Origin of the sequence: Candidatus Palauibacter sp. (assembly GCF_965213655.1) — a bacterium.
In the GTDB taxonomy this organism is placed as follows: Bacteria; Gemmatimonadota; Gemmatimonadetes; order Palauibacterales; family Palauibacteraceae; genus Palauibacter.
The window spans coordinates 1,716,090-1,734,867 of sequence record NZ_CBDBZT010000003.1 but is presented as its reverse complement, the minus strand read 5'-3'; the positions used below and the strand labels follow the sequence as shown (position 1 = coordinate 1,734,867).

Sequence of the window (18,778 nt, the reverse complement as noted above, 5' to 3'; positions counted from 1 at the left end):
GGCACGGTATCCGAGGAACGACGAATGCAGGTCTGGGTCGGCACAAGCGGCTACAGCTATCCGGCGTGGAAGGGCAGCTTCTACCCGGAGGATCTCCCCAACAAGGAGATGTTGTCCTTCTACGGCCGCCGGCTGCGGGCCGTCGAGATCAACAACACCTTCTACCGCATGCCGCGCGAGAGCGTGCTCGAGAACTGGGCCGAGGCGGTACCCGACGGCTTCCGCTTCGCGCTCAAGGCGTCGCGCCGCATCACGCACTTCAAGCGCTTGCAGCACGCGGAGGAGGAGACGGAGTATCTCGTGCAGACGGCCGCGGTCATGGCGGACCGCGCGGGCGTCATCCTGTACCAGCTTCCGCCCAACTTCAAACGGGACGATGAACGGCTCGCGCGTTTCGTGGACCAGCTTCCGAACCCCGGCACGTCTGCCTTCGAGTTCCGGCATGCCTCGTGGTTCGACGAGGGCGTGTTCGACATCCTCCGGGCCCGGAACGCCGCCCTCTGTCTCGCCGAGACGGACGACGGCGACGACGCGCCTCTCGTCGAGACGGCGGACTGGACCTACCTGCGGCTGCGCCGGAGCGCGTACTCCCGGGAGGAACTCGAGGCGTGGGCGGAACGGCTGCGCGCCTCGGGCTGGGGCCGGGCGTACGCCTTCTTCAAGCACGAAGATGCCGGCGTCGGCCCCGCGCTCGCCGGGCAGTTCACGGAGATGATGGCGGAGATGACGGAGGGCACGCGCGCATGACCCGCGTCGTCGGCCAACTGCTGCTGATCAACGTCCTCGCCTTCGTGTTCACGCGCGGAAGTCCCGCCCTGATGTCGGAGCTGTGGCTCGTCCCGGCCCAGATCCTGACGAAGCCGTGGGCGCTCCTCACCTACCAGTTCCTGCACGGCGGGATGTCCCACATCTTCTTCAACATGCTCGCGCTCTTCTTCTTCGGGCCGAAGCTCGAGTCGCTGCTCGGATCGAAGAGCTTCCTGAAGCTGTACCTGCTGGCCGGGCTCGTGGGGGCCCTCGTCCACATCCTTTGGTCCGTCTTCACCATGTCGCAGGGCAGCCTCTACGTGCCGATGGTCGGCGCTTCGGCGGCCGTGTACGGCGTTCTCTTCGGGTACGCGCGATACTGGCCTCGCGACCGGGTGATGATCTGGTTCGTCATCCCGGTGCAGGTCCGCTTCCTCGTCATAGGGTTCACGCTCCTCTCCCTGTGGCTGGGCTTGGGCGGCGTCGGCGGGGGCGTGGCGCACTTCGCGCATCTGGGCGGGTTCCTCGGCGGCTGGCTCTACCTGAGGATGCGCGCCACCCGCTCCGCGGCGGCGCAGTTCCGCAAGAAGATCGAGAGTCCCGGCGCGCGCATGGGCGAGCGGGAGCTGAACGTGAAGTGGCGGAGCATCGAGCCGAGCGCCCTCCATCCGGTGAACCGGGCGGAGTACGAACGCATCGCCGAAAAACTGAAAGGGACGGGGTGGTCCGCCCTCACCGAGCGCGAACGCACCTTCGTGGAGAGATTCGGCGGCGGCTTCGGCTAAGTCCCGCCCTGCGGCGGATTTTGCGAAACGAGCCACGTCGCCTATCTTCCGCCGCTTCCGCGCCGGCCAACCCTTCCCGGGACTCCGCCATGCATCACGTCGCGATCTTCGATACGACCCTCAGAGACGGGGAGCCGGCGGCGGGGCGCGCGCCGTAACCCCATGGACAGGCGCATCCTGTTCCTGCCCGGCGATGGCATCGGACCCGAGGTTCTTCTTGAGGCGCGACGCGTGCTGGAGGCCATCGGCGAGATCCATGGCCACCGGTTCGACATCATCGAGGCTTCGATCGGCGATAGCGCGCTCGAGCGGTTCGGGGACCCGCTCCCGGACGAGACGCGAGCACGGGCGGTCGAAGTCGACGCCGTGCTCGTCGGGGCGGTTGGCCTCGCCGTGCGCTCCGTGGATGGGACGCAGGTCGACGCCTCCAGAGGGTTGCTGGAGCTTCGGAAGCTGCTCGGGAATCACGCGAACATCCGGCCCGTCTCCGTGCCCGACGCGCTCGTGGACCGCTCTCCCCTGCGCCCGGACCGCGTCCGTGGCGTGGACCTTGTGGTCGTCCGCGAGTTGCTCGGCGGCATCTATTTCGGACGTCCTCGCGGGATTGAAGACGGCGTCGCCTTCGACACGGAGATCTATACCGAGGAGGAGATTCGGCGGATTTCCGTGTCGGCGTTCGAACTTGCGCGCACGCGGCGGAAGAAAGTGACGTCGATAGACAAGGCGAATGTCTTGGAGTCGTCGATCTTCTGGCGCCGCATCGCTGGAGAAGTGTCCCGCGACTATCCGGATATCGAGTTTTCCAGCATGCTCGTGGACAATTGCGCCATGCAGTTGATCCATAATCCGCGGCAGTTCGATGTCCTCCTGACCAGCAACATGTTCGGCGACATTCTGAGCGATGAGGCGGCGGTGCTCGTCGGGAGCCTGGGCATGCTGCCGTCGGCGAGTGTAGGGGGTGACATCGGTCTCTATGAGCCGGTCCACGGCGCGGCGCCGGACATCGCCGGGCGCGGGATCGCCAACCCCATCGGCGCGATCCTCTCCGTCGCGATGATGCTCGAACTCACATTCGCCCTGCCGGAAGAGTCGGACGCCGTGCGGGACGCCGTGAACCGCGTGCTACGGGACGGATACGTGACGGCGGATCTCCACGCCGATGATGGCCGGGCGCCGGTGTCGACGGCGCGGATGGGCGAGTTGATCGTCGAGGCCCTGGGCGCGACGCGTACAGCGGTCGCGGTGGGCGCGGCAAGCGGAGCAAGGGGGCGAGGATGCTGAACCGGATCAGCCGCGAGTTGACGCAGCACCGGGATCGTCCGGCGGCGCGTGCGATGCTGTTCGCGGCGGGACTCACCGAGGACGACCTGGATCGCCCTCAGATCGGGATCGTCAGTTCCGGCTACGAGGGCAATCCGTGCAACATGCACTTGAACGGCCTCGCCGCGGCGGCGAAGGAAGGCGTCCGGTCGCACGATCTGATCGGCTTCGTCTCCAACACGATCGGTGTCAGCGACGGCATCTCGATGGGCACGCTCGGGATGCGCTATTCGCTCCCTTCGCGCGACCTGATCGCGGATTCGATCGAGACGATCGCTTCGGCGCAGCACTACGACGGCGTCATCACGATCATGGGCTGCGACAAGAACATGCCCGGCGCGATGATGGCCATGAGCCGCCTCGACCGGCCCGCGCTGATGATCTACGGCGGCACGATCGCGCCCGGGTGGCGGAACGGGGAGCGGCTCGATGTCGTCTCCTCCTTCGAGGCGCTCGGGCAGCGGCTGGCCGGGACCATCAGTTCGGAGGAATACCGCGAGATCGTTCGCCTGAGCTGTCCGGGCGCGGGGGCCTGCGGCGGCATGTTCACGGCGAACACGATGGCCTCGACCATTGAAGTCATGGGGATGAGCCTCCCCGGAAGCTCCACGAACCCGGCGACGAGCGAGGAAAAGAAGGCGGAATGCCGGACGGCGGGCGAGGCGATCCGGAATCTGCTCGAGCGGAATCTGTGCCCCCGCGACATCCTCACGCGCGAGGCGTTCGAGAACGCGATCACGCTGGCGGTGGTGATCGGCGGGTCCACGAACGTCGTGCTGCACCTGCTCGCGATCGCCCGTACCGCCGGCGTCGACCTCACGATCGACGACTTTCAGCGCATCAGCGACAGGACGCCGCTGCTGGCGGACTTCAGGCCCAGCGGCCCGTACGTGATGGAGGACCTGCACCGGATCGGCGGGATGCCCGCCCTCATCAAGGTGCTTCTCGCCGAGGGCCTGCTCCACGGCGACTGCATGACGGTGACCGGGAAGACGCTGGCCGAGAACGCCGCGGATGCGCCCCCGCTGGGCGGCGATCCGAGAGTCGTTCACGGCCTGGACGACCCCATCAAGGCTTCCGGGCACCTCCGCATCCTCTACGGCAACGTGGCCGAGGACGGCTCCGTGGCGAAGATCACCGGCAAGGAGGGCGAGGTCTTCGAGGGCCCGGCCCGCGTGTTCGACAGCGAGGCCGACGCGAACGAGGCCATCGGGGAGGGACGGATCCGGAAGGGCGACGTCGTGGTCATCCGCTACGAGGGTCCGCGCGGCGGGCCCGGCATGCCGGAAATGCTCACGCCGACCTCCATGATCATGGGACGTGGGCTGGGCGGCGACGTCGCCCTTGTCACGGACGGCCGTTTCTCCGGCGGCACGCACGGATTCGTCGTAGGACACGTTACGCCCGAGGCGCAGGAGGGCGGCATCATCGCCCTCCTCGCCGACGGCGACCGCATACGGATCGACGCGATCGAGAACACGATCGATGTCCACCTCTCGCCGGCGGAGATTCAGGCCCGCCGCGATCGCTGGAGCGCGCCTCCGTTGCGCGCGAATTCCGGGGCTCTGTACAGGTACGCGCGCACCGTGTCGCCGGCCTCGGAGGGTTGTACCACGGACAGGGATGTACCGCGATGACGTACGACACAGCAGTCCTCACCGAAGAGAAAAAGACCGGCCACGCCGGTCGCGGGGAGCCGCCGGTTCCGCCGACGCGGACCATGTCGGGAGCGGAGGCCCTCGGCCTTTCCCTTGTCCGGGGCGGTGTGCGTGTCGTATTCGGCTACCCGGGTGGCGCAATCATGCCGGTCTACGACGCGCTGCTCGACTTCGAGGATCAGCTTCGCCACGTCCTCGTACGCCACGAGCAGGGGGCGATTCACGCGGCCCAGGGCTACGCGCGCGTGTCGGGCGAGCCGGGCGTGTGTCTCACGACCTCCGGGCCGGGCGCCACCAACCTCATCACCGGCATCGCCGACGCGAAGATGGACAGCACCCCGGTCGTCTGCATCACGGGCCAGGTCCCGTCCGCCCTGCTCGGCTCCGACGCGTTTCAGGAGACCGATGTGCTCTCGGTGAGCGCGCCGGTCACGAAGTGGAGCTGCAAGATCACGCGTCCCGAGGATATCCCGGCCGCCGTCTCCAAGGCGCTGTACGTGGCCCGTACGGGACGCCCCGGGCCCGTCCTCATCGACATCACGAAGGACGCACAGTTCGGCACGTTCGAGTACCGGCCGGTCGAGCACGAACCCCGGATTCCCGGCTACGATCCGCGGCCCCGGCTGGATGCGGAAGCTGTCGCGTCGGCGTGCCGCCTCATCGACGAGGCCCGCAAGCCTCTCGTCCTCGTGGGCCAGGGCGTCCTTCTCTCCGGCGCGCAGGAGGAACTCCGGCGCCTGGTCGAGCGGGCGGGCCTTCCCTTCGCCTGCACGTTGCTCGGTCTCGGGGCCCTGCCCACCCGCCATCCGCTGTACGTCGGCCTCCTGGGGATGCACGGGAACTACGGGCCCAACATCAAGACGGACGACTGCGACGTGCTCGTCGCGATCGGGATGCGGTTCGATGACCGCGTCACCGGCAGCCTCGCGAAGTACGCGCGGTCGGCTCGGGTCATCCACGTGGATATCGATGAGTCCGAGATCGACAAGAACGTTCCGGCGGACGTGGGCATCGTGGCGGATGCGAAGGAGGCCCTGGCCGCCCTCGCCAGGGGCGTCGCGAGCGGGTCGCACGAGGCCTGGCTGGCCGAATTCCACGCCTGCGACGAAATCGAACGCGAACGCGTGATCGAAGGCGATCTCTTCCCGGGATCTCCCGGCATCCGCATGGCCGAGGTGATCCACCGACTCTCCGAGCGCACCAGGGGCCGGGCGACGGTCATCGCCGACGTGGGACAGCATCAGATGGCGGCGGCCCGGTACTACCGGTTCGACGAAGGCAACACGTTCGTCACCTCCGGCGGCGCCGGCACGATGGGATACGCGCTGCCGGCGGCGATGGGCGCCGTGGTCGCCCGTCCGGACCACACGATCGTCGCCGTGATCGGCGACGGGGGCTTTCAGATGACGCTGCAGGAACTCGGCGCCATCGTCCAGGAGGGGATCGCCGTCAAGGCGGTGATCCTGAACAACGGCTATCTGGGCATGGTCCGGCAGTGGCAGGAGATGTTCTTCGCCCGCCGCTACTCCGCGATCGAACTCAAGAACCCGAACTTCGCGGAGGTCGCGGCCGCGTTCGGAATGATGGGCAGGCAGGTCACGGAGAGGGGCGAACTCGACGCTGCCATCGATGAAATGCTGGCCTCCGAAGACGCCTTTCTCCTCGAAGTCGTCGTGGAGCGGGAAGAGAACGTCTTCCCGATGGTACCGGCCGGCGCGGGCTGCTCCGAGATCCGCCTCGAGTGATGGGCGGGGATACAGTTCGATATCGGGTGTCCGCGCTGACGGATCAGGACAACGCGCTGCTCCTGCGGGTCCTCGCGTGCCTGGGACGCCACTGCATCGAAATCGAGAGCTTCCGTTGTGAGACCTCGGCGGGGGCGGCCGCCTAGGAGCACGAGTTCATCGTCCGGACGGAGGAAGACCGCATTCGGCGTGCGGCGAAACAGATCGGCGCCTCGGTGGGCGTCGCGCGCGTAGACTATCGCAGCGTCGACGACGACATCGGGAAGCGCTGACAGGAACCATTGTGCGGCCGAGAGCCGCTCGATCACGGAGGGAGAAGTCGTGGCGAGAATACAGGTGGGCGATACCGAAGAAACCGTCATCACGCGGGACGAGTGGCCGCTCGACAAGGCGCGCGACGCGCTGGAGGACGAGACGATCGCGGTGCTGGGCTACGGGGTCCAGGGGCCGGGGCAGGCGCTCAATCTGAGGGACAACGGATTCAGGGTGATCATCGGACAGCGCATGGGTTCCGCCTCGTGGGACCGCGCGGTCGCGGACGGGTGGGTGGAAGGCGAGACGCTGTTCGAGATCGGGGAGGCGGCTTGCCGGGGCACCATCCTCCAATACCTCCTATCCGACGCGGGTCAGATCGCGTGCTGGGACGAGGTCAAGGCGCAGCTCACGCCCGGAAAATGTCTCTATTTCTCCCACGGCTTCGGCGTCACGTACCGCGAACAGACGGGAATCATCCCGCCCGCGGATGTCGATGTGGTGCTCGTGGCCCCGAAGGGATCCGGCCTCTCGCTGCGACGGCTCTTCGTTCAGGGGAAGGGCGTGAACTCGAGCTACGGCATCTTCCAGGACGCGACGGGCCGGGCGCGGGAGCGGGTCATCTCGCTCGGCATCGGCGTGGGTTCGGCCTTTCTCTTCGAGACGAACTTCCAGCGGGAAGTGTGGTCGGACCTCACGGGCGAGCGCGGGATCCTCATGGGCGCGATCGCGGGCGTCTTCGAGGCGCAGTTCGCGGTGCTCAGGAAGAACGGCCATTCCCCCTCGGAGGCGTTCAACGAGACCGTCGAGGAACTCACCCAGAGTCTGATGCCGCTCGTGGCAGAGAACGGCATGGACTGGATGTACCGGAACTGCTCGACGACGGCGCAGCGGGGAGCGCTCGACTGGCGCCACAGATTCCGCGAGGCCGTCACGCCGCTGTTCGACGAACTCTATGACAGCGTGAAGGCGGGCGAGGAGGCCCGGATCGTCATCGAGACGTGCGGCCGCGACGACTATCGCGAGCGGCTTGGCGAGGAACTCGACGAGATGGCGAACTCGGAACTGTGGCGGGCCGGCAGGACACTGCGCGAACTGAGGCCCTGAACCCGCCATCCGCTGGGATCAAGGCGTTCCCCCCGGGGTACTTCCGACAGGTTGACGGAGCGCGGTTCGCTCGGCCATTCAAAGCGAAGAACTCGGATTTGAACCGGAAGGCAAGGATGATGTCCAGGCAAAGGGTGGAAGTGGTGCGGGGAATCCTCGTTGGCGGGTTCTGCGCCCTCGCAGTCGGCTGCGGAGATGGGATGACGGAGCCCCGGAACGCGTCCCTCACGATGGCTGAGGCCGAGGCGCTGTTCGAGGGGATGAGGGCGATTCAGATGGACTCAACGCCCCAGATCATTCGCGCCACCGAGAACAGCGCGGTGGTGGCCTGTCCGCTCGGCGGACAGCTCACGCTAACGGGGATGGTTGCGGACGAGTCCGTGACGGACACGCTGCGGTTGGTGTCCGACTTCACCGCCTCCCCCAGTGCATGCCAGCTCTCGCACGGCGGGCTGCAGTTCACCGTCGATGGCGCTCCGAGCGTCCGCGAACGGACCGCCCTGGTCATTGTCGGCTTCTTCGAGCATTTCAGCCTCGAGGGCTCGGTGACCGGCCGACTGGACTGGCAACTCGACGACCGGTCCGGATCCTGCGACATCGACCTGGTTCTGAGCGGTGAGCCGGACCCCACCGCCACGGAACCGTCCGTGGCGGCAGTCCTGTCCGGCATGCTGTGCGGCCACGAGGCTGAAATCGAAGTGGAGGGTGTTCCCGGCCCGGCCGGATGACCCGCCAGAAATGGAAGTGAATTGCCTCTCTGGTGCTGTGGTGCTATGGTGTCCTGTCCGAGCATCCCAGAGGGGGGTTGAGTACAATGCCGCGACTCACGATCAGCCTGAGTGCGCGCACGCACCGCGCTCTGAGGGAGGCCTCCGCCCGGCAGGGCCGTCCCATGGGCGCGATCATCGAAGAAAGCCTCGAGTTGAGGGGCATCCAGCCCATGGACTCGGCCAGGGAGATCGTCGCCCGAGCCCGCTCGAGCGCTGAATTGAGCGCCGAGGAAGCCATGGCCGTGGCGGTCACGGAGACGCGACTTCATCGCGAGGGCCGGTAGCCGCAGCCGGTTGATCGACGCAACCGCTGGTGAGGAAGCCGTCTCGTGACGCCTGCCGTATTCGTGGTGGACACGAACGTGATCGTCTCGGCGATGATCGGTTCTGATCCGAAGCGTCCACCAGCGCAGATTCTGGAGGCGATGCTCGATGGCAGCCTCCTCTACCTGCTGTCCGACGAACTCCTCACCGAGTACGCGTCCGTGCTACGTCGTCCCCGCCTCGTCGGTCTCCACCGCCGAAAGGGCGCCGAGATCGACCAGTTGCTGGCCGAGTTGACCGCGAATGCGATCTGGTGCGAGCCCGCGACCGGCGAGACCGCTCCGGATTCAGGCGACAACCATCTTTGGGCGCTGCTCGGCGCCAGGGCCGGAAGCCGCCTCATCACCGGTGATCGTCTCCTCGTCGAGAACGCGCCGGAGGCAGACCGCGTCCTGACGCCTCGCGACTTCGTCAACCGTCGCTCAGCGCGATAGCCGGCCCGCGGAGCGAACCCGGGGCTGTCAGACGGCGGCGGTGTTGGCGACCGCTGCTTCGGGTACGCGTTCCGGCCCCTCGTCCGCCCCCGACGCGTCGTCCTCTGGCGCGAGGTCCCGAGGTGTGCCCTTCCAGGCTTCGAGCGCGGCCTTCTGGAGGCCGACGATGTCGCGCTCCATCCACTCGAAGTTGCCCGCCATGATGTCCTGGGCGATGCGGTAGTCCGCCGCGTCGTGGTTGGAGCGGATGCGGCGGAAGAGTTCGCCCACTCGACGGCGTGACGCGACCGCGAACGAGTCGGCGAGCCGGGCAGCCTCCCGGGCCTCGGCGCGGGCCTCGTCGCCTTCACGCCGGCGCAGCATGTCGGCACGCGTGACTGCGGCCGCGATCGCGAACAGTTCCGCGCCGATGTCGATGACTCGGAAGAGCAGCCCCTGGCGCCGCTCGAGCTTGGGTCCGTGGCGCAGTATGAGATGGAAGGTCGTCCGGGCCAGCTTGCGGCTGTTGCGCTCGACGAAGCGCAGGTGCTTCGCCAGGCGTCCGTGGTTTGCGAACCGCGGCGGCAGACTCCAGCCGATCCACGTGGTCGGATACCAGGTGGCGTAGAACCACGCCGCCCGCGGCAACGCTTTCAGCTTCGCCCCGAACCCGAGCCGGGGATCGACGAGGCTGCCCGCGATCTGCAGGTGGCGGTCGACGGCCTCCCGGGCCATGAACAGCCGCAGAATCTCGCTCGAGCCCTCGAAGATCCGGTTGATGCGGAAGTCACGCAGCCAGCGCTCGACCGCGACGGGTTCCTCGCCGCGCGCTGTCAGGGAGTCGGCGGTTTCGTAGCCGCGGCCGCCTCGCACCTGCAGTGCGTCGTCGACGAGGTGCCAGCCCGTCTCGGTGTTCCACAGTTTCGCCATCGCGGCCTCTAGCCGGATGTCGTAGCCGCCCCGGTCCGCCATCGACTGGGTGAGGTCGGCGATCGCGGACATGGCATACGTGCGGTGCGCGATCGAGGTCAGGTAGTGCGCAATCGTCTCGTGCTTCCCGACCGGTACGCCCCACTGGATCCGGTCGTTGCACCAGCGGCGGCACGCCTCGAGCGCGGCCTGTGCTCCGCCCACCGACGACGCCGGGATCGTGAGGCGTCCGATGTTCAGCGTCATGAGCGCGAGCTTGAGACCGTTCCCTTCCTTCCACAGGAGGTTCTCCTCCGGCACGCGCACGTTCGTGAAGCGGATGATCCCGTTCTCGAGCGCCTTGAGCCCCATGAAGTGGCAGCGTCGAACGACCTCGACACCCGGCCAGTCGCGCTCGACGATGAAGGCGGAGATGCGCCCGGTGTCGGGGTGTCGCGCCATGACGACGTAGAGTTCGGCCAGGGTGCCGTTCGTGCACCACAGCTTCTCGCCGTTGAGGATGAAGGCGGAGCCGTCTTCCGTGCGCTCGGCGGAGGTCGTGAGCCGGGCCGGGTCCGAGCCCACGTCGTTCTCGGTGAGCGCGAAGGCACTGACGGCGCCCTTCGCGAGGCGGGGGAAAAACTCCTGCTTCTGGGCTTCGGTGCCGAACATCTTGAGCGGCTGTCCCACGCCGATCGACTGATGGGCGGAGAGGAGGGCGGAGATGTTGCCGTCCACCGAACCCACGACCCGCATCGCGTTGGCGTATTCCGTCTGGTTGAAGCCGAGGCCGTCGTACTTCGTCGGCACCTTGATGCCGAAGGCGCCGCGCTCGGCCAGGCCGCGCACGACGTCCGGCGGGATCTTGCCGTCGCGGTCGATGCCGTCGGAGTCCACCTCCTCGCGCAGGAAGACGCGGAGGTTCTCCGTCCACTCGCGCGCGTAGTCGGAGATGAAGTCTTCGGGATCGGGATAGGGGTGGATCGCGTCGAGCCGGAACTTCCCGAGGAACAGGTTCCGGACGAAGGTTCGCCCGCTCCAGTCGGTCTCGCGCGCCGCCTCGGCGACCTTCCGGGCCTCGGCCTCGCTGACGTGTGACTTTGCGCTCGCGTCTGTATGTGTGGGCATGTGAATCTTCCGCCTCTTCCGCCTCATACGTGGAACGCCGCCTCGGAGGGCCGGCACTCCCGAAAAACTACTCCGCGCCATGCGCTCGCGACAAACCGACGGGTCGCGCGATGCCTCGCCGGGACCGTACCCTTGAGCCCTCGAATCGGACCCGGCCCGCTACCGAAAGGTCGCCGCGCGTGAACTCGAATCCCCGGAGCCCTCCCGTCGCACGGCGGGAGATCATCTCATGGGCCATGTACGACTTCGCCCACTCCCCGTTCGGAACGCTCGTCGTAACCTTCATCTTCTCCGCCTACTACGCTCGGGAGATCGTCGCCGACCCCATCCAGGGGCCCCTCTGGTGGACGCGGGCGGTCTGGATTTCGTCGCTCATCACCGCGCTGATGATGCCTGTGATCGGCGCCATGGGGGACTTCGGCGGGCTCAAGAAACGGTTTCTTCTGGTCGCCACGGGCGTGTGCGTCGTCCTGACCGCAGGCCTCTTCCCGATGGGGCCCGGCGATGCCTGGGGCGCGGCGCTGGTGTTCGTCGGCGCGAGCATCGCCTACCAGGTGCTGGGGGCTTTGGCCAACGCCTTCCTGCCGGAGATCTCGACGAGAGAGAGCATCGGCCGCATATCCGGCCTGGGCTGGGGCCTCGGGTACTTCGGGGGTCTGCTCTGCCTGTTCCCGGCGCTGGGGATGGTGACGGGCTGGTTGCCGGAGGAGGGCGGCCTCAACGTACGCGCCACGAACCTCCTGGCGGCCGGCTGGCTGCTGGTGTTCTCGGTTCCGCTCTTCCTCTTCCTGCGCGAGAGGCAGCCACGCCAGCGGGCGTCGGCCTTCGAGTACGTGCGCAGGGGCTTCGGGCGGATCGCGGACACGGCCCGGAACCTGCGGCGCTACCGGCAGGCGATCCGGCTCCTCATCGCCGGCCTCGTGTACAACGACGGCCTCATGACGGCTTTCACGATGGCCGCGATCTATGCGGGGGCCGAATTCGGCATGGTGACGGCCGACCTCCTCGTGCTCGGCATCGTCGTGAACGCGACGGCGGGCGCGAGCGCGATCGGCTTCGGCTTCGTCCAGGATCGCATCGGCGGGAAGCGGACGATCTCCATCACGCTCGTGCTCCTGATCGTCGCGGTCGCTCTGGCGTTGGCTGCGCAGGACCTCACCACGTTCTGGGCCGCGGCCATCCTCCTGGGCCTCATGGTCGGGCCGAACCAGGCCGCGAGCCGCGCGCTGCTCGGGTCGTTCGTTCCGGAGAGCAAGCAGGGAGAACTCTTCGGTTTCCACGCCTTCTCCGGCCGTCTCGCCTCCGTGATCGGACCGCTCTCCTACGGGCTCCTTCTGGGCGCCACGGGCAGCCACCGCTGGGCGATCGCGTCCATCATCGTCTTCCTCGCCGCGGGGTTGCTGCTCCTGCTGCGGGTGGACGAGGAGGAGGGCGTGAAGCTGGCGGCGGCGGAGGGGGCGGCCGCCGCACCGTAGGACGCCGCTGACGGCTTAGCGTGCGGGCTCAGGCCGGGGTGCGGGACCGGTCGGTTCGATCCCCCCGATGATGGTCAGGCCCCAACCCCGCCCTGAGCGGTCGAGCGAGCCGGACCAGGCGAAGAGCCGGCCGCCCGGCAGGCGGAGTGCCCACCGGGCCTGTGCGTCGAGCGCCCACGGAGCGGTGGGCGCGGTTCCGGGCTGGAATCCGTGGATCCGCTCCTTCCAGAGCGTGCCGGAGGAGGTGGCGGGGCCACCCCAGCGCGGCGAGACGGAGAGCGAGAGCCCTTCCTCTTCCGACGGGCCGCCGACGGTCAGCGTGACGCCCAGGCCGCGCTCCTCGTAGCCCTGGGCGGAATGGAGCACCAGGATCCGGCCTTGGGTATCGATGCGAACGGGACCGCTGGGACTGTCAGATTTTCTGTGTAAATGGCCCTCGCACTCATACGGGCACTCGGCCCTCGAACACGATCGACAGGTGGTTCAGGGCGCCGGTCCAGTCCTGAACGGGCCGGGTCCAGCGCTGTGACGCCCTCTCGATCGCAAGGTACAGCACTTTCCTGACCGCCTCCGGGGTTGGGAACGCGCCGCGCTTCCTCGTCACCTTCGTGAGCTGCGCGTTCAGGGCCTCGATCGCGTTCGTCGTGTACATGACCTTGCGGATCTCGGGCGGATAATCGAAGAACGGGGTCAGGTTCGCCCAGTTCGCCCGCCACTTCCGGCTGATCATGGGGAAGCGCTCGTCCCAGCGCTGAGAAAAGGCCTCCAGCGCCGTCTCGGCCGCCTCCAGGCTCGGAGCCCTGTAGATGGCCCGCAAGTCCCTGGCGACCGCCTTGCGCTCCTTCCAGGCGACGAACCGGAGCGAGCCGCGCACCAGATGCACGATGCAGAGCTGGACCTGCGTCTTCGGGAACACCGACTCGATCGCCTCGGGAAAGCCCTTGAGGCCGTCGATCGCTGCGATCAGGATGTCCTCGACCCCCCGGTTCTTGAGTTCGGTGAGGACCGAGAGCCAGAACTTCGCCCCCTCCGCTTCGCCCACCCACAGCCCCAACAGCTCCTTGTTGCCCTCGAGCGTCAGGGCCAGGGCAAGGTAGACCGCGTGCGTCCGGACGTGGCCCCGGGAACGCACCTTCACGTGGATCGCGTCCAGATACACGATCGGGTACACCGTATCCAACGGCCGGCCCTGCCACGCCTTCACGTCCTCCAGGACCGCGTCGGTCACCGCCGAGATCAGCGACGGTGAGACCTCCACCTTGTACAGCTCCTTCAGGTGACCCTGGATCTCCCGCGTCGTCATGCCCCGCGCGTACAGCGCGATCACCTTCTCGTCGAACCCGCCCAGCCGACGCTGGCCCTTCCTGACGAACTTCGGGTCGAACGTCGAATCACGGTCCCGAGGCACCTCGATCTCGAACTCCGACGTGTCCGTCTTCACTCGCTTCCGCGTACGGCCGTTGCGCGAGTTGCCGCCGTTGCGGCCCTCTCTCGCGTGCTTCTCGTAGCCCAGGTGGTCGGTGAGCTCTCCCTCCAGCGCCCGCTCCACCACCCGCTTCGTCAGCGCCTCCAGAAGACCGCCTCCGCCCATGATCTCTTCCGGGCTGCGGCCCTCCAGCAGGCTGTCGAGAAGCTCGTCTACCTCCCGCTCCGTCGCATCCTTCTTCCTCGCCATGGTCTCCTCCCGCTTCCAGAGTCTACTCCATGGCCATTTACACAGAAATCAGCACACTCCCGGACCGCTCGCCGCCCTGAGTCCACCGGCCAACTCGAGCCCCGTGCCCGTCTGGCCCGCGCCGCCGTCACGCCGCCCGCTCGCCTCGCCGAACGCCTTTAGCGCCAGCCTGCCGAGGCGCTTCGACGTGCTCACCTCGATGCCCAGCCGCTGCTGTTCGACCGCCGCGCTGCGACCGTCGACGGTTTCCGTGCCTTCCCCGGTCGCGAGCCGCGCCCACGCCGCGTCGGCCCGAAGCCTGAACCAGTTCGCGAACCGGCGGCGAACCTCGAGGAGCCCGAGCCCCAGGTCCAGGTCGCTGGTGCCCACGCCGCCCGTCGCTCGCGCGTTCTCCGCAGACCCCCACCCGCCGCCCGCCATCGCCCACACAGACGTGCCCCCGCCCGACCAGCGCAGGTAGGGATGGACGGCCGTCAGCGAGGTTTCGAGACGGCCCTCCGCCGCGCCAGCGCGCCAGTCGCCTCCGCCCTTGCTCTTCGCAACCGCCACGCCCGCGAGCCAGCTCTCGCCGAGCGTGCGGTCGAGCCCGGCCCAGCCCGTGCGCAGGTCGCCCTCGTAGCCGCGCTCTGCCGCCGGCTCGCCCGCGAAGGTCTGGATGTCGCCCTGGCCCCAGAGCCGCCAGCCCCGGCCACCGCTGTCGCCGCCGCCCAAGGCGAACGCGAACTCCGTGCCGCCCCCGCCGTCTCCGAATCCCCGAAGGCCTCCGGCGCTGCCCACGCCCACCGCCGCCAGCAGATCCGCGGGGTCCCGGGGCGCAGCCGCGGGACCGTCCCGCCCCCCGGTCGCCGCCGCCGCCCACTCAACTGCCTGCCGCTCGAACGTCCGGCCCGCCCCGGCGAGGCCTCCGCCGCGCAGGTAGCGCGACAACGTCCAGCCCGCGAACAGCCGCTCGGTCGCCGTCCGTACCGCCGCCTTGTCCAGCGGGATAGAGCGTCCCCTCACCGTGAGCTGCGACCGCTCGTCACCACCGGCCGGCCCCACGCGGCGACCCAGCGTCATGCGCGCACTCGCCAAGTGCGCCCGCGCCGTCGCCGCCAGCGTCTCGTCTAGCGCCATGCGCACCATCCGGTCGTCGGCGTCCACCGCGAAGGTATGCACGGCGGAGAGCCCACCCGGATCGTACGCCGTCACCTCGATGGACGCCGGGCCGTAGGCGACGGGCGTCACCGTCAGCACCGAGCCCGCCACGATCACTCCCGCGACGTTCGGATTCGATGATGCGGCCGCGTACGTCAGGGTGTCTCCGTCCGGGTCCTCGAAGTACGGCTCCAGGTCGAGCGTCGCCGTTGCGCCCCCCTCCTCGAGCGCCTGGTCCGGGATCGCACCCACCGCTACGGGCGCGTCGTTCACCGCCGCGACCACTACGATGACCTCCGCCTGCGCGGTGCCGCCGTTGCGGTCGGCCACCGTGTAGGCGAACCGGTCCGTGCCGTGCCAGTCCCCGTCCGGTGCGTACAGCACCCTGTCCGCCGTGACCTGCGCCGTCCCGTGCGCCGGTGCGGAAATCGACTCGATGCTCAGCGCGTCGCCGTCCACGTCGCGGTCGTTCTCCAGAACGTCCACCGTGACCGGCTCGTCCTCGTCCGTCGCCGCCGTGTCGGCCACGGCTACGGGCGCGTCGTTGACCGCCGCGACCACTACGACGACCTCCGCAGTCCCCGTCCCGCCGTTGCCGTCGGCCGCGGTGTACGCGAACCGGTCCGTGCCGTGCCAGTTCGCCTCCGGCGCATACCCCACCCGGCCGCCCTCGGCGATCCGCGCCGTGCCGTTCGCCGGCTGCGACACCGACTCGATGCGCAGGTTGTCGCCGTCCACGTCGCTGTCGTTCGCCAGAACGTCGACCGTGACCGGCTCGTCCTCGTCCGTCGCCGCCGTGTCCGCTGCCGCCACCGGGGCCTCGTTCACGTTCGTCACCTCGACCGTCACCTCGACGACCGCCGTCCCCCCGTGCCGATCACTCGCCCGCACCATCAGCCTGTACTGGTTCGGCTCCGTCTCGAAATCCTCGCCCGCCCCCACGTAAAACACCACCCCGTCCTGCGCACCGACCGCGAACCGCGTCCCGTCGCCCGACGCCAGCCAGCACGTCACCTCATCCCCGTCCGGGTCCTCCACCGTCGCCACGCCCAGCATCACCGGGCTGCTGCGGCCGTCCTGGTTCTCGCGAAGCTCGAACACGAAGGACGACTCCGTGAACACCGGAGCCTCGTTCACCACCTCGACGACCACCGCCGCCGAAGCCGACCCGCCCAGCCCGTCCCGGACGTTCACATCGATCAAGACGGTCCCCGTGTCGGCGGGAGCCTGCCAGCGCGCTTCCGGCTCGTCCGCAGCCCCCAGGAAGGAGCCCGTCGGCGCGCTCCAGGCATACGTCAGCGCGTCGCCGTCGGGGTCCCACGCCTCCGCCGTCAGCCGAACCTCTCCGCCCCGCCCGACCTGGCACGGGTCGCACGACGCCGTCAGCGTCGGCGCTTCGTTGGGTTCCCAGATCGTAACCGCGACTGAACTCGGGCTCCCCGTCCGCAACGACGACGGCAGGCTCCCCAGTGAGACCGTGAACGTCTCGTTGTCGCGGTCCTCGTCCTCGCTCGTGGATATCTCGCCCGTCCCGCTTGTGGAGCCCGCGCTGATCTCGACACCCGAAAGCGAACCGTAGTCGTCCTCTTCGGCCGTGCCCGCTGTCAGCGTGAGGGGGATCGTCACGCCGCTCGACAGCGCCGACGAAAGCCGTGCCGTCACGGTCACCGGGAGCCCCTCCTGCACCGGGTTCGGCCTGGCCGACAGCGTCACCGCGGGCAGATCGTTGTCCCGGATGTCGAGGCGGAGCCCCGTGCTGCTCAACTCCGGGTTCCTGCTTTCTGCCGAGAGGTAGACGGTCTCGCCGTCGTCGTCGTCCGCGTCGTCGATGACGCTCAGGATCGCCGCGCCCGTCCGCTCGCCCTCCGCGATGGTGAAGGCCGTCCGCGACAGCGTGTAGTCGTCGCCGAGGGTCGCCGTGCTCTCGGGGCCGACGCGCAGCGTCACGTCGGTCCCCCCCGCGGGCGCGGGACTGTCCAGCGTCGCCGTGATCGTGACGTTGGGTCCGCCCTCCGCGGCGCGTCGGTTGGCCCCCAGCGTAAGCCTCCGAGGGATCGGGGGCGGAAGCACAGTGACCAGGAAGGATCGCCACAGGTAGGCGCCGATCCGGAAGTTGATTTTCGCCTGACCGGCGTCGACGCCGGTCACGGAGAACGAAACCTTCTGGTAGTTGGCCTCGGTGACTTGCACGGTGTGCGGAGCGATGGTCGCCGCACCGCCGACGCTCTCCGCACGCAGCAGGTACGCGCCGGGATAGCTGTCCCAGCTGAACTCGTGACTGAAGGAGTCTCCTGCGGTCACGGTACGGGGAGTGAGGTCGTTATCGTACACGTTGACCGTGAAGGGACGGACCGATTGACCATCGTAGTTCGAGCCCGTTCCGCTGATCGTGCTCGTGATGGTCACCTGCACCCGGTCTTCACCGAGCACGTCATTGTCGGCCACGTCGGACGACACTGGTTGCGCGACGTTCCAGTTCGTCGTCGTGAACGTCAGCGATGTCGGGCTCACGGTCACCCGACTGCTGTCCTCGCTGGCGAGCGCGACCGTTGTGGCCGCCGTCGGCTCCGATTCCAGCGACACGTAGTAGCTGTGACTCGAACCTTCATAGGTGCCCAGGGAGGAACGCGCTTGCAGATTTCCGGGGCTTCCCGTCTCGTAAACGATCTCCCTCAGGTCGTTGTCCGTCACGGTGACACGGACTTCCGAGACGGAAAGGGCGCCGTAGTCACCCCCGCTCGCCCCGTGCGTGACCTCCGCGTGCTTGAAGAAGCCGGCCATGTCCTCCTCGGTCGCCGTGACCGTCACCGTCTGGGCCTGGTTCCAGTCCGTCGTGGTGAACGTCAGGCTCGATTTGTCGACCGTCGCCACGCCGGATTTTCTCGTACACGAGGCACCGCTGGCGGAATGGCACTTGGAGGCGTCGTCACGCGCCGTCACCGAGATCGTCACGGTCGCGGTCGGCTGTGTGTTCAGCACGACGGTGTAGGTGCCAGTCGCGCCTTCCTGTATGGTCAGGTCCAGCGGCGATACGGTCACGCCCGGGCCCTGCGCCGCGGCCCGGAGCGCAGGGATGAGGAAGTGCGCCGCAAGAAGGCTCAGCGCAACTCGCCCCCATATTCCCTCAGTGCCGCCAGCCCTCTCGGACTCGGCTCTAGCGCGGCGGATAACGGGCTACCGTCGTCATGTCAATCCCCCCCGTCGCTCGCGGGAAGACGTTGACTCGAATCTGTCTACGACCGAGTCGGGACGCCAAAGCGGCCAATGAACTGTAGGAACCAAGTGATTGCAGGACAACCCGATCTCGGGGGTAACCCACCTGTTTCGAGGGGA

The 18,778-nt window shown here is 68.2% G+C and carries 14 protein-coding genes; 10 read left to right on the top strand and 4 right to left on the bottom strand.

Annotation, left to right across the window (positions count from 1 at the left end; translation table 11 throughout):
• Window positions 1-24 precede the first annotated feature (24 nt).
• The 9 genes from ACOOGH_RS09855 to ACOOGH_RS09815 all read left to right on the top strand — a co-directional run bounded on the left by ACOOGH_RS09855 (window position 25) and on the right by ACOOGH_RS09815 (window position 9,142).
• On the top strand, window positions 25-747 hold the full coding sequence (locus ACOOGH_RS09855) for a DUF72 domain-containing protein (RefSeq protein ID WP_420448746.1): 723 nt from the start codon (window positions 25-27) through the stop codon (window positions 745-747).
• Entirely contained in the window at window positions 744-1,532 is a 789-nt protein-coding gene (locus ACOOGH_RS09850; RefSeq protein WP_420448745.1) for a rhomboid family intramembrane serine protease, read from the top strand. The genes ACOOGH_RS09855 and ACOOGH_RS09850 overlap by 4 nt, the downstream gene beginning before the upstream one ends.
• 162 nt (window positions 1,533-1,694) lie before the next feature.
• Entirely contained in the window at window positions 1,695-2,813 is a 1,119-nt protein-coding gene (gene leuB, locus ACOOGH_RS09845) for a 3-isopropylmalate dehydrogenase (protein WP_420448744.1), read from the top strand.
• Window positions 2,807-4,489 (top strand): dihydroxy-acid dehydratase, encoded by a 1,683-nt coding sequence (ilvD, locus tag ACOOGH_RS09840; protein WP_420448743.1) that lies wholly within the window; start codon window positions 2,807-2,809, stop codon window positions 4,487-4,489. The genes leuB and ilvD overlap by 7 nt, the downstream gene beginning before the upstream one ends.
• On the top strand, window positions 4,486-6,255 hold the full coding sequence (gene ilvB, locus ACOOGH_RS09835) for a biosynthetic-type acetolactate synthase large subunit (protein ID WP_420448742.1): 1,770 nt from the start codon (window positions 4,486-4,488) through the stop codon (window positions 6,253-6,255). The genes ilvD and ilvB overlap by 4 nt, the downstream gene beginning before the upstream one ends.
• A gap of 321 nt (window positions 6,256-6,576) precedes the next feature.
• Window positions 6,577-7,614: a ketol-acid reductoisomerase gene (gene ilvC, locus ACOOGH_RS09830; protein ID WP_420448741.1), complete on the top strand. Its 1,038-nt coding sequence runs from the start codon at window positions 6,577-6,579 to the stop codon at window positions 7,612-7,614.
• A 200-nt stretch (window positions 7,615-7,814) separates the two neighbouring features.
• Window positions 7,815-8,342 (top strand): hypothetical protein, encoded by a 528-nt coding sequence (locus ACOOGH_RS09825; RefSeq protein WP_420448740.1) that lies wholly within the window; start codon window positions 7,815-7,817, stop codon window positions 8,340-8,342.
• 86 nt (window positions 8,343-8,428) lie between these two features.
• The gene (locus ACOOGH_RS09820; protein WP_420450105.1) at window positions 8,429-8,668 is read left to right on the top strand and encodes a CopG family transcriptional regulator; all 240 of its coding nucleotides are present in this window, start codon (window positions 8,429-8,431) and stop codon (window positions 8,666-8,668) included.
• Between the two features lie 45 nt (window positions 8,669-8,713).
• A complete protein-coding gene (locus ACOOGH_RS09815) occupies window positions 8,714-9,142 on the top strand; it encodes a putative toxin-antitoxin system toxin component, PIN family (RefSeq protein ID WP_420448739.1) in 429 nt (142 codons plus the stop codon).
• Window positions 9,143-9,169: 27 nt separating this feature from the next.
• Here ACOOGH_RS09815 and ACOOGH_RS09810 read toward each other — a convergent pair whose 3' ends face one another.
• Window positions 9,170-11,158 (bottom strand): acyl-CoA dehydrogenase family protein, encoded by a 1,989-nt coding sequence (locus tag ACOOGH_RS09810; RefSeq protein WP_420448738.1) that lies wholly within the window; start codon window positions 11,156-11,158, stop codon window positions 9,170-9,172.
• 179 nt (window positions 11,159-11,337) lie between these two features.
• Between ACOOGH_RS09810 and ACOOGH_RS09805 the strand changes: the two genes are divergently transcribed.
• A complete protein-coding gene (locus tag ACOOGH_RS09805; RefSeq protein WP_420448737.1) occupies window positions 11,338-12,633 on the top strand; it encodes an MFS transporter in 1,296 nt (431 codons plus the stop codon).
• 15 nt (window positions 12,634-12,648) lie between these two features.
• Here the strand turns inward: ACOOGH_RS09805 and ACOOGH_RS09800 are convergent, their stop codons facing one another.
• The 3 genes from ACOOGH_RS09800 to ACOOGH_RS09790 all read right to left on the bottom strand — a co-directional run bounded on the left by ACOOGH_RS09800 (window position 12,649) and on the right by ACOOGH_RS09790 (window position 18,484).
• Complete coding sequence (locus tag ACOOGH_RS09800) at window positions 12,649-12,999, bottom strand: hypothetical protein (protein WP_420448736.1); 351 nt, start codon at window positions 12,997-12,999, stop codon at window positions 12,649-12,651.
• A gap of 76 nt (window positions 13,000-13,075) precedes the next feature.
• Entirely contained in the window at window positions 13,076-14,308 is a 1,233-nt protein-coding gene (locus ACOOGH_RS09795) for an IS256 family transposase (protein ID WP_420438216.1), read from the bottom strand.
• Window positions 14,309-14,356: 48 nt separating this feature from the next.
• Window positions 14,357-18,484, bottom strand: coding sequence for an Ig-like domain-containing protein (locus ACOOGH_RS09790; RefSeq protein WP_420448735.1), 4,128 nt, complete (start codon window positions 18,482-18,484; stop codon window positions 14,357-14,359).
• Window positions 18,485-18,778 lie beyond the last annotated feature (294 nt).

Bases quoted from the DNA above. Each gene is read 5' to 3' on its own strand.
- ACOOGH_RS09850 (WP_420448745.1), top strand. From the start codon at position 744: ATGACCCGCGTCGTCGGCCAACTGCTGCTGATCAACGTCCTCGCCTTC.
- ilvD (WP_420448743.1), top strand. From the start codon at position 2,807: ATGCTGAACCGGATCAGCCGCGAGTTGACGCAGCACCGGGATCGTCCG.
- ACOOGH_RS09825 (WP_420448740.1), top strand. From the start codon at position 7,815: ATGACGGAGCCCCGGAACGCGTCCCTCACGATGGCTGAGGCCGAGGCG.
- leuB (WP_420448744.1), top strand. From the start codon at position 1,695: ATGGACAGGCGCATCCTGTTCCTGCCCGGCGATGGCATCGGACCCGAG.
- ilvB (WP_420448742.1), top strand. From the start codon at position 4,486: ATGACGTACGACACAGCAGTCCTCACCGAAGAGAAAAAGACCGGCCAC.
- ACOOGH_RS09810 (WP_420448738.1), bottom strand. From the start codon at position 11,158: ATGCCCACACATACAGACGCGAGCGCAAAGTCACACGTCAGCGAGGCC.
- ACOOGH_RS09855 (WP_420448746.1), top strand. From the start codon at position 25: ATGCAGGTCTGGGTCGGCACAAGCGGCTACAGCTATCCGGCGTGGAAG.
- ACOOGH_RS09820 (WP_420450105.1), top strand. From the start codon at position 8,429: ATGCCGCGACTCACGATCAGCCTGAGTGCGCGCACGCACCGCGCTCTG.
- ACOOGH_RS09795 (WP_420438216.1), bottom strand. From the start codon at position 14,308: ATGGCGAGGAAGAAGGATGCGACGGAGCGGGAGGTAGACGAGCTTCTC.